The organism is Vibrio sp. 10N.222.55.B11, assembly GCF_041473705.1.
GTDB classification, from domain to species: domain Bacteria; phylum Pseudomonadota; class Gammaproteobacteria; order Enterobacterales; family Vibrionaceae; genus Vibrio; species Vibrio crassostreae_C.
In genome coordinates this window covers 165551-181814 of the sequence record NZ_JBFRST010000037.1, presented here as the reverse complement: position 1 = coordinate 181814, position 16264 = coordinate 165551, and the positions used below count along the sequence as shown (strand labels likewise).

The window sequence follows — 16264 nt, the reverse complement described above, 5'->3', positions numbered from 1 at the left end:
AACCAATTCGATACGCGAATTGGCTTTATTTTTCGTAAACCACATCCCCGCGTAACACCGTCATCAACACTTGAGTCTTAGCGATTTGTCTTGCTGATACTGTGGTGATGTCGCGGTCGAGAATGGCGAAGTCAGCGGATTTGCCTACCTCAATAGAACCTGTTACATCTTCAATTCCAAGACTTTTGGCGGCATTGAGCGTGTAAGCGTCGATGGCTGTGTAGATATCGGTTAGGCCGGTTTGGCCCATGATTAAGCTGTTCGCGATGCCGACTAAAGGGTTGATGTCGTGTACGTTCCAGTCACTGCTTAAGGTGATATTCGCGTCGGTCTTGAGTATTGCATCGAGGTTCATCATGGCTTTAGCACGGCGAGCACCTAGGAAAGCTTCAGCCCATTGGTGTTGATGCCTTGCAACGTAATCAGAGCCAACTTGGAAATCTGCAGTTACATCTAACTGGCGAAAGCGTGGCACATCTTCATCATTGATTAATTCGACATGGGTTAGGGTGTAGGGTTTGGTTGAACCTTGTTTGCGAATACTTTCTATCGCATCAAGAGATTCACGAACCGCTCCATCACCAATCGCATGAATGTGGGCGCTAAAGCCGATTTTCTCGAGCGCAGTTAACCATTCTTTCATTTGTTCTGGCGGAATATAGTTCAAGCCATTAGGAGACTGGGGTAGATAAGTATCTAAGTAGGGCGCGAGTGTTTTGGCGGTGCCATTGATAAAGATGCCATCACTGTACATTTTCACCTGATCGACAAGTAACAGATGGCTTTTATCGTCGGAATGCATTTTCTCAAAGACTTCTAATTGAGAAGACATCACCATCGATGGGTACACCCAAGGGCGTAGCGATACTCGCGCCGTTAAGTCTTGATTTTGCTCGGCCTCTAGCCAAACGTCATACCAACCTCGTTTCCAATACATGCGACCGTCGCCAATGGTGGTGATGCCGTGGGTTGCCGCTTCCTCAAGCCCGAACATTAAGCCTTGGTAGCTTTGCTCAAACAGTTCACTTTGGCTATTCCAAGCCATCTCCATCACTTGATCGCCAGCATTGTCTAGCAAGATGCCATTGAGCTTGCTGCTGTCTTGGTCTTTTAAATAAACACCGCCTTGTGGGTCTGGAGATTGTTGGCTGATTCGAGCGATTTTTAGTGCTTTTGAGTTGACCCACATCGAGTGTGAAGTCTGCTCCATAAGCACCACGGGGCGATTAGGGAAGACACTGTCGATGATCTCTAGTGGCGTGTAGTCAGAGTCGCTATCGAGCGTCGCTTCCAAAGAAAAACCATAGCCCATAAGCCAACCTCTGCCATCGGTATCAGCATTGATCTTACACGCTTCTAAGTAGGGGATTTGCTCTTCTAACGTTGCTTCAGAGTCGAGTTCACAATTGCCACCCAGCTCTGAGGCGGCTTCAAACACATGGTTATGGTTATCAATAAATCCCGGAAGGACAAAGGCATTGTCTAAATCAATGACATCAGTGCTTTGCCCTTGAAAAGTTTGCGCCTGTGATTGGTTACCAATGAAGATGATCTTGCCTTTGTGGGTAACGATCGAGTCCGACTCACGATGCCCGTATATATCAGCATTGATAAAGATCTGGTCAGCACTTTGGTTATGAACAGATGTTTGCGCTTGAACTGGTGTTTGTGTTTGAACAATAGTGTTGGCTTGTGCAAGCACCGGCGCTACGGCCGATAAGCTTGTGAGTAATGCTATCCATGCAGTATGTGGCAGAGTGAGCTTGTTATTCATTATTATGTCTTCCATGTTCCACGGTTTAGTAAGTATAGAAAGCGAGTGGCGAGAATCATATCGTGAATTTTTAATAATAAAGTGTCCTTGGTTGCTCTCTTGTTTGAATGTAATTCCAGTGCCTTTTGAGGTGGTTGTGGGAATACAGCTCGTCAATAAAGGATTGCGAATCCATTCGCAGACTAAACAATTCACATAAGGTTCTGAATAAATTACAGTTAAGTGAGCTATAAAAATGGATTTAACGTATTACCAAGGATGTAAGTTTATGTTTTCAAGAGACTTACTCGCATTACTAATAAAAACAAGTCGAGGTTAGGATGAAAAAAATATTATTGCTGCTTAGCGTGATCTTATTGGGTGGTTGTGTTGGCATGCCCGAAACGGTAAAGCCTGTTCAACAGTTTGAGTTGGAACGATACCTAGGGAAATGGTACGAAGTGGCTCGTTTGGATCACTCGTTTGAGCGTGGCTTAGACAACATCAGCGCTGAATACAGCCTTCGTGATGATGGCGGCGTGAAGGTGATTAACCGTGGTTATTCGGCGGAAGAAGGTGAGTGGAACGAAGCGGAAGGAAAAGCGTACTTCGTTGAGGGCTCTGAACAAGGCTATTTGAAAGTGTCTTTCTTTGGCCCTTTCTACGGCGCTTATGTCGTGTTTGAATTAGACAAAGAGGGCTACCAATACGCGTTTGTTTCTGGGCCCGACACTGATTACTTATGGCTACTCGCAAGAACGCCTGAAGTCGCACCAGAAGTGATGGAGAAGTTTAAAGCCATGTCGAAAGAGCGTGGCTTCAATACCGATGAGCTGATCGTTGTGGAACATACCCAATAAACCGATCGCTGTTATTGCTGAGAGTGACTGATGATTGATAAGGCACAGAGGATGAATTTCTCTGTGCCTTTTTTATTCAAAGATAGAGCTACAATTAACGAGGCTGGTTGCCGTTCAAGAATAGCGCGACACATTCGCGAGTGTAGTGAAGTCTTTCTTCTTCAGATTCTCCGCTGTCGTGTCCGAAGAATCCCCAATACGCCGATTTGCCGTGAAACATCAGCAACAGTTGGCGTGCTGCAATGACTGGCGAGCTTGATGTCGACAGTGTGAGATCACCAGAGTCTATTTTCGACTGCAAATAATCAGCAAGTAATTTGGTGGTTTTCTGAGGCCCAGTTTCTAAATAGATAGAGGCGATCTCTGGGTGCGTGTTGGATTGGCTCACAGCATTTTGAAAGGTCTGTCTGGACTGCTCATCAAGTAACAAATCCTGAAATTTCACACCAAATTTCACCAACTCATCACCCACCTCTGCATCCATATCAAAGGCAGAAGGACTGAGTTCTCGCTCCGCACACTTGGTTTGCATGCAGGTTTTGAAAAGTTCGTCTTTGTTTTTAAAGTGAGAGTAGACCGTTTGCTTAGAAACGTTCGCTGCTTTAGCTATCTGATCCATATTGATCTTGAAGCCATGTTCAGAGAAAAGTTGGCTGGCTGCGGTTAAGATCTGCGATCTCTTCTGTTCACTCTTGATGATTTTAGTCACGTGCTTGCTTCTCGTTACTTGGTGTTGGGTCGTTACCTAGCTTGTCTCTTTGCTTAGTGCCTATTGATACTCCGCTATAGGTGTCTCATTTGGCGCTAAGCATTATGCTTTTTGTGATGGTTTTATCAAACACTAACCATGAAACTTATTTTTAACATAATCAAACTAGACAGTCTAGTTTGGTTTGGTTAGTCTAAAAAAAGAACATAATTGAGTACCGCATAGGAACAGGAAGTATGTATAAATTGATGAAGGGAAGCGCAGTAGCAGTGGCGTTGTCGACTCTTCTTGTCGGGTGTGGTGAAAATACACAAGCCGAGACAGCATCCGATGCAGATAATGCTGCAGTGGAATCGAATAGTGCAGCGTCGACAGTCTTAACAGTAGAAACTGTCGCTTTGGAACGCTCTCCATCGTATGCGGTACAGCGTGAATATGTCGGTGTGGTAAAGGCCGGGCAGCAGGCGAATTTGGGTTTTGAATTGGCGGGTAAGGTCAATGAGATTCTGGTGGATGTCGGTGACACAGTCACAACGGGTCAGCCATTGATCCGATTGGATACTCAACTTTTGGAAACCGAGTCTAGCCAACTGAAAGCGCAGGCTGAAGAAGTCAAAGCTCAATTGAGTTTGGTGGCAGCGAACCTTAAACGTCAACGTTCATTGAAAGCGAAAGGCTTCAGTGCCGAAGCGGAGATTGATTCTCTCACCAGTGAGCAACGCGTATTGCAGGCGAACTTGTTGCGCATCGATGCATCGGTAAAAGGCAATGAACTGAAATTGGTGAAGTCGACAGTGCTTGCGCCTTATTCTGGAACCATCGCGACGCGCTTTGTTTCGCTCGGAGATGTGGTGAATGTGGGTAATCCAACTCTTACACTGCTCGCTTCTGAGGGCAAAGAGGCCTTCATCGGTATTCCTGCTCACCAAATGCAAAAAGTCACCTCACTTTCTTCGCCTAACATCCGAGTTGGGAGAACAGATTATGCCGTGGAGCTATTGAATCCCGGCGCAATGGTCGACACCCAATCTCGCAGTGTTGGTTTGCGTTACCTATTCCCTGAACAATCATCGGTATTGGAAGGGCAACTTGCCTACCTTAAATTTGATGAGCAGATTGATGACTCAGGTTACTGGGTGCCATTAACGGGTTTGATTGATGGATTGCGCGGTGTGTGGAACATCTTTGTGATTGGTGAAGACAATAAGGTTGAACGTAGAAGTGTTCAGGTGTTGTTTGCCAACAATCAACAAGCGTATGTGAGTGGGGCGATTGAAGACGGTGAACAGGTCATCGCCAGTGGTTTACATCGCTTAGTTCCGGGCCAAATCGTGAAACCAGTCAGTGCGGCTGAGTAGGTAATAGTATGAAAATAATAGAGACTATTTCCAACACTCGACTGCTTATCTTGATGACCGCGCTGCTGATGGTGAGTGGTATTTCGGCGTTCATGACGTTGCCACGTGCAGAAGACCCAGTAATCATCAACCGTTACGCGAACATCACAACCAGCTTCCCCGGCGCCAGTGCCGAGCGTGTTGAAACCTTGGTTACTGAGGTAATCGAGAACAAGCTGCGTGAGCTGAGTGAAGTTAAATTGGTGAGTTCAACCTCTAGGCCGAGCGTATCGATTGTCACGCTAGAATTGAATGACACCATCACCGAGCCAGAACCCGTCTGGTCCCAAGCTCGCGACAAGTTATCTGATATCGAATCCATTTTGCCTGCGGGTGCTCAATCGCCTGATCTCGATAGCGACCATACCTATGCTTTCACGACCATCGCATCTCTAACTTGGTCTGGTGCAGGCGAGCCTGATAGGTTAACGCTGGGCCGTTATGCCAAAGAGCTCGCCAAGCGACTAAGAACTTTGTCGGGTACTGAATTCGTTGATGAATACGGGATGCCGCAAGAAGAGATTCAAATCAGTTTACGTACGGCCGATGCCGCTGCTCTAGGGCGTTCAAGCGCCAATATCGCTGAATCGCTCGAAGGGGCAGACGCCAAGAACTCGGCGGGTGAACTGGTCAGTACTTATTCTCGCTTTGGCTTAGAAATTAAATCTGAACTGGATTCCATAGAACGCATTAAGCAAGTGCCAATAGCCACTGATAGCAAAGGTCACATCATCCGTATGGAAGACATTGCTTCGGTGAAACGTGGTGAGAAAACCCCACAAGACCAGATTGCTATTGTTGATGGTGAGCCGGGTGTGATTGTCGCGGCAAGAATGCACCCTGATCTGCGAGTTGATAACTGGACGTCGCGAGCTAATGCTCTGATTGGTAAATTTGAGCAAGAGTTACCAAGTAACGTTAAGGTGACCGTGCTCTTTAATCAGCAAGGTTATACCGAAACTCGCTTAGACGATTTAGGCAAAAGCTTGATGATCGGTTTCGGTCTGATCTTGATTGTTCTGTTTGTCACTTTAGGCGTGCGTGCCGCGATCTTAGTCGCCATTTCTCTGCCGTTAACCTCATTATTGACCTTGTCGATCATGAAAATGACCGGTGTGCCGATTAACCAAATGTCGGTGACAGGCCTAATTGTGGCGCTCGGGATCATGGTGGATAACGCGGTGGTGATGGTCGATACCATTCAAGCTTATCGCTTGAAAGGGCAACAGCGCTCTGAAGCGACCATGAATGCATTGAAGCATTTATGGGTGCCGTTATTAGGCTCAACCTTAACTACCGTGTTGGCGTTTGCCCCGATTATCTTGATGCCGGGTGCATCGGGTGAATTTGTCGGTGGTATTGCGATTACCGTTTCTTTCTCATTGATCGGCTCTTACATCATCTCGCACACCTTAATCGCAGGCTTAGCGACCAAGCTATTGCCGAAACAACTCAGTGATGTCGATAAGAAAGGGCAGCACCATTGGTACATGACGGGTTTGAGAATCCCGGCTTTGACGCGCTGGTTCTCATCTTCTGTCCGCTTTGGTGTCACGCATCCAATCATCACGATTGCTTTGGTGTTGTTGGTTCCGTTTACCGGTTACTGGAGTATGTCTCAGCTGACTGAGCAATTCTTCCCGCCATCAGACCGAGACATGTTTGAGATCCAGGTGTACATGCCGCCGCAAGCGAGCATTTATGCCACTAAAAACACCTCTGAAAAAATCGACGATATCATTCATCGTTACCCTGAAGTGGAGCGTATCGATTGGCTCGTGGGTGCAAACTTCCCATCCTTCTATTACAACCTGCAAGCAAGGCAAAATAATGCGCCATACTTCTCGCAAGCCATGGTGAAAACAGAGAACTTTGACCAAGCCAATGCGCTAATTCCACAGTTGCAAAAGGTGTTGGATGAAGAGGTTCCGGAAGCACAAATCTTGGTACGTAAGCTTAACCAAGGGCCTCCATTTACCGCGCCCGTTGAACTGCGAGTGTATGGTGAAAACCTCGATACGTTGAAAGCGATTGGTGAGGATGTGCGATTGATTTTGGCGGGTGTTCCTCATGTGACGCACACAAGGGAAACGCTGCAACCGGGTACACCTAAGGTGTGGTTGAAGGTCGATGAAGACACCGCAAAGCTGAACGGTATTTCATTGAACCAGTTCGCAGGTATGCTGCAAACTACGCTGACAGGTCGTGAAAGTGGCTCTGTGATTGAAGGCAGTGAGTCGGTACCAATCCGTGTTCGTGTCGCGGATGAAGCGCGTGAAAACCTAGCGCATTTAAGCAATATTCGTTTGCCAATTAGCTCTGAGGTGTACTCAACGGGAATTAATGTTTCGACTCTGGCTGAACTTGAATTAACTACTAGCCGCGGCGCGATTACTCGTCGTAACGGGCAACGAGTGAACACCATTGAAGGTTACATTGAAGCGGGTGTTTTACCTCAAACCGTCCTTAATGAATTCCAGAAACGCTTAGCAAGCTATCAGATGCCATCAGGCTACACGATTGGTTTTGGTGGTGAATCCGCTGAACGAGACAATTCAGTCAACAGCCTGATCTCGAATGTCGCAGTCGTGGTGGTATTGATGGTGTTGGTGGTGGTGATGTCGTTCAACTCGTTCCGAATGAGTAGCATCATCTTCATGGTAGCAGGATTGGCGGGTGGGCTAGGGTTGTTGTCGGTATGGATCTTCGGTTATCCGTTCGGCTTTACGGTGATTATCGCGATGCTTGGGATTGCGGGCTTAGCGATTAACGCGGCCATTGTGATTTTGACAGAATTGAAACTCGATAAAGAGGCTTCCTCCGGGAATGTAGATGCAGTCGTTGAAGCTGTGATGTCGTGTACTCGCCATATCAGCTCAACCACGATAACGACTGTTGGCGGCTTTATGCCATTGATCATTGCTGGCGGTGGTTTCTGGCCTCCGTTTGCGGTCGCGATTGTTGGCGGAACGGTATTAACCACGCTTATCTCGTTCTACTTTGTACCTGTGGTTTATCATTTGATGACTCGAAATCAGCGAAAATCCATGACTACTCAAGCGGCATAACTGTTTTTCAATTTAACGTCTCTTCAATTTGGCTACTCTTTAATTGCCCATAATCGAGCCGTATCTGGCTCGATTATGGTGTGGTTATTCTCGATAAATTCATCCCAATTCCTACCTTTTTGTTGTGCTTTTCACCGCTATTACGCCCTCAATTAGTCAAATTATCCTTTCTGTTAGTCATTATATTCTTTCAATTCGTCACATTAGTGCATAGATGAATGCTTGATTATCTTGTTGGTGAATGAGTGGGTGTTTTGAATAATCTAACCAGTGAATACCTTGTAAATGGTATGTGAATTCACAATTTTGACGGGCGTCACACTTCTATTTATTCGCTCTTTCTAATGTACCTTGAACTTGCCCCGAGCTTTGGTGGTGAGCGAGTGTTTATCTACTTTTTCTAAATCCCTTGTCAGTACTGGCTCCATCTGTGTAGCACGCTATTGATGTGTGTCTTAATCGCTTACTGCTTCTTAGTTTTCGTCTTCATAAATGGAAGGTTAGTTTCCAAGTTTGTTTGGTGAGCTTTCAATTTCAACTCTTCATAATGCGCCGAATGTAACAATGTATTTCAAAGTGTAACAATTAAGTCATGTTTTCTGTGTGGTTTTAACCCAGCAGTAACGAACCTTATTGCATTGCTTTTTGAGATGCGGCGTTTCACATGCTCAACACATAAATATTCTAATGATCATGACAACCAGTACTCAGACGTTCGTTCTGAGGCTGGATAACCATCGAGAAAGTTAATGGAAGCTTCAAGATATAAACGCATTTTATCGAGGACAAATTTGTCGAAGATTGGTTTGCTGGGAACCGTTCTGATGCTCGAAGGATGTAACTCCGCATTGCTCGACCCAAAAGGTAGCGTTGGCGTTCAGGAAAAAGAGCTGATTATCACGGCTCTGTTGCTGATGTTGATTGTCGTCATCCCAGTGATTCTGATGACCATCTACTTTGCTTACCGATACCGCGAGAGCAATACCACGGAAGAGTATGCACCTGACTGGGCACACTCAACCAAGATTGAAGTGGTGGTATGGACGATTCCAATCATCATCATCGCGATTCTAGCCACCATCACTTGGCGAACAACACACGAATTAGAGCCATCAAAGCCTCTGGAAAGTGATGTGCAACCTATGGTGATCGAAGTGGTCTCTCTGGACTGGAAGTGGCTGTTCATCTATCCGGAGCAAAACATTGCGACGGTTAACTATGTTGCGTTCCCGAAAGATGTACCGGTGACGTTTAAGCTAACTTCAGACAATATCATGAACGCGTTCTTTATCCCGCGTCTTGGTTCGCAGATCTACGCGATGCCGGGAATGGTGACCAAGTTGAATTTAATTGCAAACCACGAAGGTGACTTCAAAGGCTTTGCATCGAACTACAGTGGGAAAGGGTTCTCTCAGATGAAATTCACCGCATCGGCCATGCCTGATCAAGTGGCGTTTTTAAACTGGGTGGAGAAAGTGAAAGCAAGCCCTGATCGCATCGAAGATTGGGAGCAGTTCCGTTCATTGGCCGCGCCAAGTGTGGCTGAGCCTGTGACGCTGTTTTCAAGTATCCCACCATTTTTTTTCACTGATGTCGTGACCCAGCACCCTGGTTCAATGAACTGTTTGCCGGAAACCCAAGGATAATCGTCATGTTTGGAAGATTAACTCTAGACTCAATTCCCTACCACGAACCCATTATTTTGGTCACGTTAACCATGATCGCTTTAGTGGGCAGCTTAGTGGTGTACGCGGTAACCAAAGCCGGTAAGTGGCAATACCTTTGGAATGAATGGTTTACGTCTGTAGACCACAAAAAATTGGGCTTCATGTACATTGCTGTAGCGATGGTGATGTTAGTTCGTGGCTTTGCTGATGCGGTCATGATGCGTAGCCAGCAATTGCTTTCTGCAGCCGGTGAAACGGGCTATTTGCCGCCACATCACTACGACCAGATCTTCACGGCTCACGGCGTGATCATGATTTTCTTCGTAGCGATGCCTTTGGTTATCGGTTTGATGAACATCATCGTGCCGTTGCAAATCGGTGCTCGTGATGTTGCATTTCCTTATCTGAATAACCTGAGCTTCTGGCTGTTTGTGGTGGGTATTATCCTAACCAACATGTCACTGGGCTTAGGTGAGTTTGGCCGCACGGGTTGGTTGGCGTATCCGCCGCTTTCCGGTATTGAGGCAAGCCCGGGGGTGGGTGTCGATTATTGGATATGGGCGCTGCAAATATCCGGTGTGGGTACTACGCTAACGGGTGTGAACTTCTTTGCGACCATTTTGCGCATGCGTACTCCGTCTATGCCAATGATGAAGATGCCAGTATTCACTTGGGCATCTCTGTGTGCCAACATCCTGATCATCATCTCTTTCCCAATCCTAACGGTAACCATCGCGCTTCTGACGTTGGATAGATACATCGGCACGCACTTCTTCACCAACGACCTTGGTGGCAACGTGATGATGTATGTGAATCTGATTTGGGCATGGGGACACCCTGAGGTGTACATCCTAATCTTGCCTATCTTCGGTGTGTTCTCTGAAGTGACTGCAACCTTCTCTCGCAAAAAACTGTTTGGTTATACCTCGCTGGTATGGGCGACGGTGGCTATTACTATTTTAGCGTTTGTGGTTTGGCTGCATCACTTCTTCACCATGGGTTCTGGCGCCAATGTGAATGCCTTCTTCGGCATCGCGACCATGATTATCTCTATCCCAACCGGGGTTAAGATCTTCAACTGGTTATTCACCATGTACAAAGGTCGTATCCGCTTCACCACGCCAATGATGTGGACAGTGGGCTTCCTAATCACCTTCACCGTTGGTGGTATGACGGGCGTATTGATGGCGGTTCCGGGTGCGGATTTCATTCTGCATAACTCGGTATTCCTGATTGCGCACTTCCACAACGTAATCATCGGTGGCGTGGTCTTCGGCTGTTTTGCTGCAATTGGTTACTGGTTCCCGAAAGCGACCGGATTCACTCTGAACGAGCTTTGGGGAAAACGCGCATTCTACTGCTGGATCATCGGTTTCTTGATGGCGTTCTTGCCGCTTTACGCTCTTGGTTTTATGGGCATGACGCGTCGTTTGAGCCAAGACATTAACCCTGAGTTCTTCCCACTACTGGCGGTTGCGGCTGCAGGTACGGGCGTGATTGCGATGGGTGTGGTGTGTCAGTTCGTTCAGATTTACGTGAGTGTTCGTGACCGAGACCAAAACCGAGATCTAACCGGTGACCCGTGGGGCGGACGTACCTTTGAATGGGCAACGTCTTCACCACCGCCGTTCTATAACTTTGCAAAACTGCCTAAGGGCGATGAGATCGATTCGTTCTGGTATCAAAAGCAAAGTGGCGAGTTTGATCCAACTCAGGAAGAAGAATACGAACGTATTCACATGCCGAAGAACACACCGACAGGCATTTATGTGTCTGCATGGGCGTTGGCATTTGGCTTCGCAATGATCTGGTACATCTGGTGGCTAGCGGCTGCAAGCTTAGTGGGCATCGTGGTGACGTGTATTCAACACAGCTACAACGACGATGTGGACTACTACGTGGAAGTTGAAGAGATCAAAGCGATTGAAGCGGCTCGACGTGCGCAGCTTGCAGAAGCGAAAAAACAGTCAGTGAAAGGCGATCATTCTGGTCGTGGTAACAGCGCTGACGGTGATGCTGATAGTGATAATAACGACAATAAAGATGACTTGGAGACGACGTATGCAAGCTAATACTCCGTCACACACTTATGATCTTGCACATTCGCATGATCATCACCACGAAGCTGCGGGCAACAAGTTGTTTGGCTTCTGGGTTTACTTGATGAGTGACTGTGTCCTGTTTGCCACGCTTTTCGCGACTTATGCCGTGCTTGAGAGTGGATCAATTGCAGGGCCGACAGGTAAAGACATCTTTGAACTGCCGTTCGTGTTTGTCGAAACCATGATGCTGCTGTTCAGTAGTATCACATTCGGTTTTGGCATGATTGCGATGAAGCGCAAAGACGTGACCGGACTGAAGCGCTGGATCAAAGTGACTTTCGTATTGGGCTTAGCCTTTATCTGTATGGAAGTGTATGAGTTCCATCATTTGATTGCAGAAGGTTATGGCCCTCAAGAAAGTGCATTCCTTTCTGCGTTCTTTACCTTGGTTGGCACACACGGTTTGCACGTAACGTTTGGCCTGATTTGGATGGCGGTGGCGTACCACCAACTTTCAACCAAAGGCTTGAACGACAACATGTCGATGCGCTTCCAGTGCTTGAGCTTGTTCTGGCACTTCCTTGATATCGTTTGGATTTGTGTATTTACCATCGTGTACTTAATGGGGGTGATGTAATGGAACAGCATCTAGACAGTGGTGCAACGGATTATGTGAAAGGCTTTATTGCGTCACTGATTCTCACCATTATTCCGTTCTACATCGTGTGGGCGCATGTGTTACCAAGCACAGAAACGTACGTGATCTTGTTCGGCTGCGCGTTGGTGCAAATTTTTGTGCACTTTAAGTACTTCTTACATATGGAAGCGAAATCTTCCGATGGGCGTTGGAACTTGGTGTCACTGATGTTTACCGCCATTGTTGTATTGATTCTTATCGCTGGCTCGGTATGGATCATCTACAACATGAACGTCAACATGAAGTTGTAGGCTAGGGTATGCTGAAAAGATATCTGTCTATCACCAAACCGGGCATCATTTTCGGCAACCTGATTTCTGTTGCGGCGGGGTTCTTCCTCGCCGCAAAAACAGAACCAGCCAGCGCGATGTTGTTACTGACAACATTAGCGGGTGTGGGACTTGTGATTGCATCAGGTTGTGTTGTGAACAACATCTTTGATCGAGACATCGACCAAAAGATGAAGCGCACACAAAATCGAGAATTGGTTCAAGGAAACATCAATACAGACGTCGCGTTCGTCTATGCCTTGGTTTTACTGCTAGCAGGCACAGCGCTACTGTTTCAGTTCGCTAATCCGATCTCTGCGGTCATGGTGTTGCTTGGCTATGTGTTTTACGTCTTTTTCTACACCATGTGGTACAAGCGTACATCGGTTTACGGCACTTTAGTCGGCAGTATTTCGGGCGCCGTTCCACCATTGGTTGGTTACTTGGCGGTGACTAATTACATTAGTTTGGAAGCGGTTTTGTTGTTCGCGATGTTCTGCTTATGGCAAATGCCACACTCGTACGCGATCGCGATGTTTCGCCTTCAAGATTATCGAGATGCAGGCATTCCCGTGTTACCGGTGAAAGAGGGCGTCGACAAAGCGCATCAGCACATGAAAGCCTATGTGGTGGCGTTTGGCGCAGTCTCGTTGGCGCTGTTCCTACTCGGAGAAGCGGGCTACGAATACCTCGCGGTGTCGGCGGCAGTCTGTTTTATGTGGACTAAAGTGACGTTTCGTAAGGTTGATTGCCTAAACTACATCCAGTGGTCAAAGACGGTGTTTAAGGTGTCCCTGCTGGTGGTCATGAGCATCAGTGGTGTGCTGGGGCTGGAGTTGATTCCGTTGCCTACTCTTTTTTGATTTAAGTTTGTCGTTGAACCCTCAATGTTCTGAAGTCCGAGGGTTTGACGACTTTTTATCTGTCCCGCTTTAAGCTATTACCCTTCAAAAATATCACTAAGCCAATCTTCAAGCTGCTCTCGTTTATCTTATGGGCCATTGATGATCACTAAGCCGTTTAGTGTCGCGTGATCCCAAGAGATGGTGCCAGTTGCTAGCGCATCGAACACATCGAGTTCCGTAATCAGTAATAGATCTTCCTCGGTAGGCAAAGTATCTCTGCCTGAGACATCGACCCCCTTCTCAAATTTCACTTGGCTGTAATGACCTTTGATTGCTTCGAACAAGTTGAACTCAATTTTGCTTGGGTGGGGTTTCGCAAGCGCAGCCTTGATGGCAAAGAGTCGAAAGTGATCCGGCTTATTGAGATTGTTGAATTCATCGTCTTGTCTGGCTGTAATGACGTTGCCAAATACCTCGAGTGAACCGGGCTCTGTCACCAAACTAAATCCGGTATCTTGGTGGAGACCACAGGCAAACGTGAGTGAAGATGTGAGTGAAAGAATCAGAGCAAATCGTTTTAACATAATGGTTATCGAGACCTATAACAGGGTTAAGAATCTGACGGCAGAAGCCGAACCTGACGATAAAAAAAGGGACCACAAAGGGTCCCTGTATTTGTTTGTCGTCCATGTAACGGTCAGCGAATCGATTGATAGCTATTTAGCGAGATTGTTTGCTAAGTAGCTTTCGTCAAAGAGCCATCGTCGAAGATCTATCGCCAAAGAGTGACCGTTCGAGCTCGCTATTAGCGAACGATGAGCATGATCTCTTCTGGAGTCATTGGCTTGTCGAAGTAGCTCATGAATTGACCGAAGCCTTTGATGTCGCCATTCGAGAACGTGAATGCACCAGACTGTAGGTTGGTACCAATCACTTGTTGAGCGTTTGGACCTGCAATCAAGATTTGGTTCAATACTGCACGAGTGGTGTCGATTTGAACGTCTGCGCCTTTCACTGCTTCTTCGTGTAACTGAGCAATACCGTTGCGAATTTCGATAGTGAATGCTTCGTTCGTATCAGAGAAGTTGTACGTTAGCATCATGTTCACGTCTAACGAGTTTTCTGCGATAAGCGTTGAAGTCATCATGTCGAAGATCTGCTTGCTTGGTAGTGCAGTAAGAACGTCAACAGAAGCGAAGCTGATCATGTTAGAGAAGTCACGTTTGTTCTCTAGTTCAGCCGCCGCGTTGAGCGCCCAGTTACGCCAGTTGATGTTCACTTGGTCTGCAGCCCATGCTTTGTAAGCTTGTGCTTTCATCTCACGAGCTTCCATATCTTGCTTGTTTACCGTGATTGGGTAAGAAAGAATTTCTGCTGCAAATGTGTAGTTCTCAGCCTTAATTGCTGCTTGTGCAGTCGTAAGGATGTTGTCACGACCGCCCATGATCTCTACGAATGCTTTAGCGCGTTGCTCGTAAGCCATTGGCTCTAGCTGCCATGGATCCGCTTCGAAGAAACCGTTGTAACCTACGTAAATCTGACGCACGGCGTGTGCAACAGTACCGTAGTGTTCACCTAACCAAGGGTGTTCTGCAAGGTGCTTAGGAAGTTTAACTACTTCAACTAGCTCGTCTGGCGTCATACCTTTGTTCATGTAACGGATAGTTTGATCATGAGTGTATTGAATCGCATCACGGTAAGCCGTTAGTACGTCAGCTACTGCTTCTTTACCTTCAACAGGACGACCGTGAGAGTTAATCATGATCTCAGTGTCGAACTTACGCATTACGTCGATGCCCTTGAACCACATTGATGGGTCACGGAATTTAGTACCACGGATGGTGTGAAGGTTAGGGAAGTTCTCACCTTGAAGTACTTCAGCCGCGTGCAGGATTTTCTGGTCTGGGAAGTAAACCACTAACTCATCTTTAGTTTCAGATGGCACGTTCTCGATGTGCATTTTCACGCCAGAAATTTCGATTTCGATGTGGCTTTGGCTTGGTACAAGCAGGTTTGGTTCGATGAACGAGATAGCACCTTGCATGAAGCGCGGACCAAGGCCGTCGTTTACTGTGCCGTGCTCGCCTTCTTCTACGTGCTTAGCACCTGTGTAAGAAGTACGGTGACCAAATAGAGTACCTAGGTTTGAAGACCAGTTAGCCACTGCAGCGGTTAGGCCTTCTTCAGCGATGATTTTTACTTCACCTGATGCCACTTCTTCGTCAGTCACCCACGCACGCACACCAGAGATGTGGTCGATGTGGTTGTGAGAATAAATGATTGCTTTAACCGGCTTGTCGGTGATTTGACGGAACTGTTCTTTAACCGATTGAGCCATTTCTACCGACTCGCCTGGATCAACAATGATGATGCCGTCCGTACCTTCAATCATGACGGGTGTATCTAGACCGAAACCGTAACCAAGATATACGTTGTCATCTACTTTGATGATTGCTTGGTCCATTTTACGACCATGCTTGGTGAGGATTGGGTGAACATGGTCAGACTCAGCAGTGTAAGCTAGAGAATCGCCTGTTTTAGAAACAACTTGAATACGTTCGCCTTTTCCCCAGAACATGTTTGATTTGTGTTCGAATAGAACCTCGCTCTTGTAGCGAGCATCAAGATCAATGTTTTGGTATTGCGCAGCATTTGCCGTCTGAAGTTCTTGGCCGACTTTCGATGTCGCTTCGACAATCGGTGTTGCAGATGCAAAACCAGAAGCAAGTAGAGTGCTCGCAATAGCAACAGGAAGCGCCATTTTTTTGAATGTATTAGTCATGGTAGTGACCTTATATTTGGATACAGGAATTGGATTTCTTGAGCCAAATGATAGAGGTGGGGGAGGTCGCTATCTACGCGCTAATAATATTTCAATCTATCGTTTTTTCGATGATTTGTTTGATAAACGATTGTATTGGCGATTAATTTTGATCTAAATCAATTAGTAAATGAGC

Annotated in this window: 12 protein-coding genes; 8 read left to right on the top strand and 4 right to left on the bottom strand. The window is 46.7% G+C overall.

Annotated elements, in window-relative coordinates; all coding sequences use genetic code 11:
- Nucleotides 1-25: 25 nt before the first annotated feature.
- Nucleotides 26-1774 (bottom strand): amidohydrolase, encoded by a 1749-nt coding sequence (locus AB4503_RS13555; protein WP_372115068.1) that lies wholly within the window; start codon nt 1772-1774, stop codon nt 26-28.
- 320 nt (nt 1775-2094) lie between these two features.
- On the opposite strand from AB4503_RS13555, the gene AB4503_RS13550 reads away from it, so the two are divergent.
- Nucleotides 2095-2613, top strand: a complete 519-nt coding sequence (locus tag AB4503_RS13550; RefSeq protein WP_017060193.1) for a lipocalin family protein — start codon at nt 2095-2097, stop codon at nt 2611-2613.
- A gap of 94 nt (nt 2614-2707) precedes the next feature.
- Here the strand turns inward: AB4503_RS13550 and AB4503_RS13545 are convergent, their stop codons facing one another.
- The gene (locus tag AB4503_RS13545) at nt 2708-3322 is read right to left on the bottom strand and encodes a TetR/AcrR family transcriptional regulator (protein WP_372115065.1); all 615 of its coding nucleotides are present in this window, start codon (nt 3320-3322) and stop codon (nt 2708-2710) included.
- A 236-nt stretch (nt 3323-3558) separates the two neighbouring features.
- Here AB4503_RS13545 and AB4503_RS13540 point away from each other — a divergent pair, with 236 nt between their 5' ends.
- The 7 genes from AB4503_RS13540 (at nt 3559) to cyoE (ending at nt 13325) form a co-directional block, all read left to right on the top strand.
- A complete protein-coding gene (locus AB4503_RS13540; RefSeq protein ID WP_372099794.1) occupies nt 3559-4680 on the top strand; it encodes an efflux RND transporter periplasmic adaptor subunit in 1122 nt (373 codons plus the stop codon).
- Between the two features lie 8 nt (nt 4681-4688).
- A complete protein-coding gene (locus tag AB4503_RS13535; RefSeq protein WP_372115062.1) occupies nt 4689-7787 on the top strand; it encodes an efflux RND transporter permease subunit in 3099 nt (1032 codons plus the stop codon).
- Between the two features lie 749 nt (nt 7788-8536).
- Nucleotides 8537-9433 (top strand): ubiquinol oxidase subunit II, encoded by an 897-nt coding sequence (gene cyoA / locus AB4503_RS13530; protein WP_372115059.1) that lies wholly within the window; start codon nt 8537-8539, stop codon nt 9431-9433.
- A gap of 5 nt (nt 9434-9438) precedes the next feature.
- Nucleotides 9439-11526, top strand: coding sequence for a cytochrome o ubiquinol oxidase subunit I (gene cyoB / locus AB4503_RS13525; RefSeq protein WP_372058578.1), 2088 nt, complete (start codon nt 9439-9441; stop codon nt 11524-11526).
- On the top strand, nt 11516-12133 hold the full coding sequence (gene cyoC, locus AB4503_RS13520; RefSeq protein WP_010439790.1) for a cytochrome o ubiquinol oxidase subunit III: 618 nt from the start codon (nt 11516-11518) through the stop codon (nt 12131-12133). Before cyoB ends, cyoC begins: the two co-directional genes overlap by 11 nt.
- On the top strand, nt 12133-12444 hold the full coding sequence (gene cyoD / locus AB4503_RS13515) for a cytochrome o ubiquinol oxidase subunit IV (RefSeq protein WP_004736302.1): 312 nt from the start codon (nt 12133-12135) through the stop codon (nt 12442-12444). The genes cyoC and cyoD overlap by 1 nt, the downstream gene beginning before the upstream one ends.
- 8 nt (nt 12445-12452) lie before the next feature.
- Nucleotides 12453-13325: a heme o synthase gene (cyoE, locus tag AB4503_RS13510; protein WP_004736301.1), complete on the top strand. Its 873-nt coding sequence runs from the start codon at nt 12453-12455 to the stop codon at nt 13323-13325.
- Between the two features lie 128 nt (nt 13326-13453).
- Here the strand turns inward: cyoE and AB4503_RS13505 are convergent, their stop codons facing one another.
- Together AB4503_RS13505 and AB4503_RS13500 are read right to left on the bottom strand one after the other, a co-directional pair.
- A complete protein-coding gene (locus tag AB4503_RS13505; protein WP_372115055.1) occupies nt 13454-13891 on the bottom strand; it encodes a hypothetical protein in 438 nt (145 codons plus the stop codon).
- A 221-nt stretch (nt 13892-14112) separates the two neighbouring features.
- On the bottom strand, nt 14113-16089 hold the full coding sequence (locus AB4503_RS13500) for an alkyl sulfatase dimerization domain-containing protein (RefSeq protein WP_372115053.1): 1977 nt from the start codon (nt 16087-16089) through the stop codon (nt 14113-14115).
- Nucleotides 16090-16264: the final 175 nt, after the last annotated feature.

Bases quoted from the DNA above. Each gene is read 5' to 3' on its own strand.
- AB4503_RS13555 (WP_372115068.1), bottom strand. From the start codon at position 1,774: ATGAATAACAAGCTCACTCTGCCACATACTGCATGGATAGCATTACTC.
- AB4503_RS13550 (WP_017060193.1), top strand. From the start codon at position 2,095: ATGAAAAAAATATTATTGCTGCTTAGCGTGATCTTATTGGGTGGTTGT.
- AB4503_RS13540 (WP_372099794.1), top strand. From the start codon at position 3,559: ATGTATAAATTGATGAAGGGAAGCGCAGTAGCAGTGGCGTTGTCGACT.
- AB4503_RS13535 (WP_372115062.1), top strand. From the start codon at position 4,689: ATGAAAATAATAGAGACTATTTCCAACACTCGACTGCTTATCTTGATG.
- cyoA (WP_372115059.1), top strand. From the start codon at position 8,537: ATGGAAGCTTCAAGATATAAACGCATTTTATCGAGGACAAATTTGTCG.
- cyoB (WP_372058578.1), top strand. From the start codon at position 9,439: ATGTTTGGAAGATTAACTCTAGACTCAATTCCCTACCACGAACCCATT.
- cyoC (WP_010439790.1), top strand. From the start codon at position 11,516: ATGCAAGCTAATACTCCGTCACACACTTATGATCTTGCACATTCGCAT.
- cyoD (WP_004736302.1), top strand. From the start codon at position 12,133: ATGGAACAGCATCTAGACAGTGGTGCAACGGATTATGTGAAAGGCTTT.
- cyoE (WP_004736301.1), top strand. From the start codon at position 12,453: ATGCTGAAAAGATATCTGTCTATCACCAAACCGGGCATCATTTTCGGC.
- AB4503_RS13505 (WP_372115055.1), bottom strand. From the start codon at position 13,891: ATGTTAAAACGATTTGCTCTGATTCTTTCACTCACATCTTCACTCACG.
- AB4503_RS13500 (WP_372115053.1), bottom strand. From the start codon at position 16,089: ATGACTAATACATTCAAAAAAATGGCGCTTCCTGTTGCTATTGCGAGC.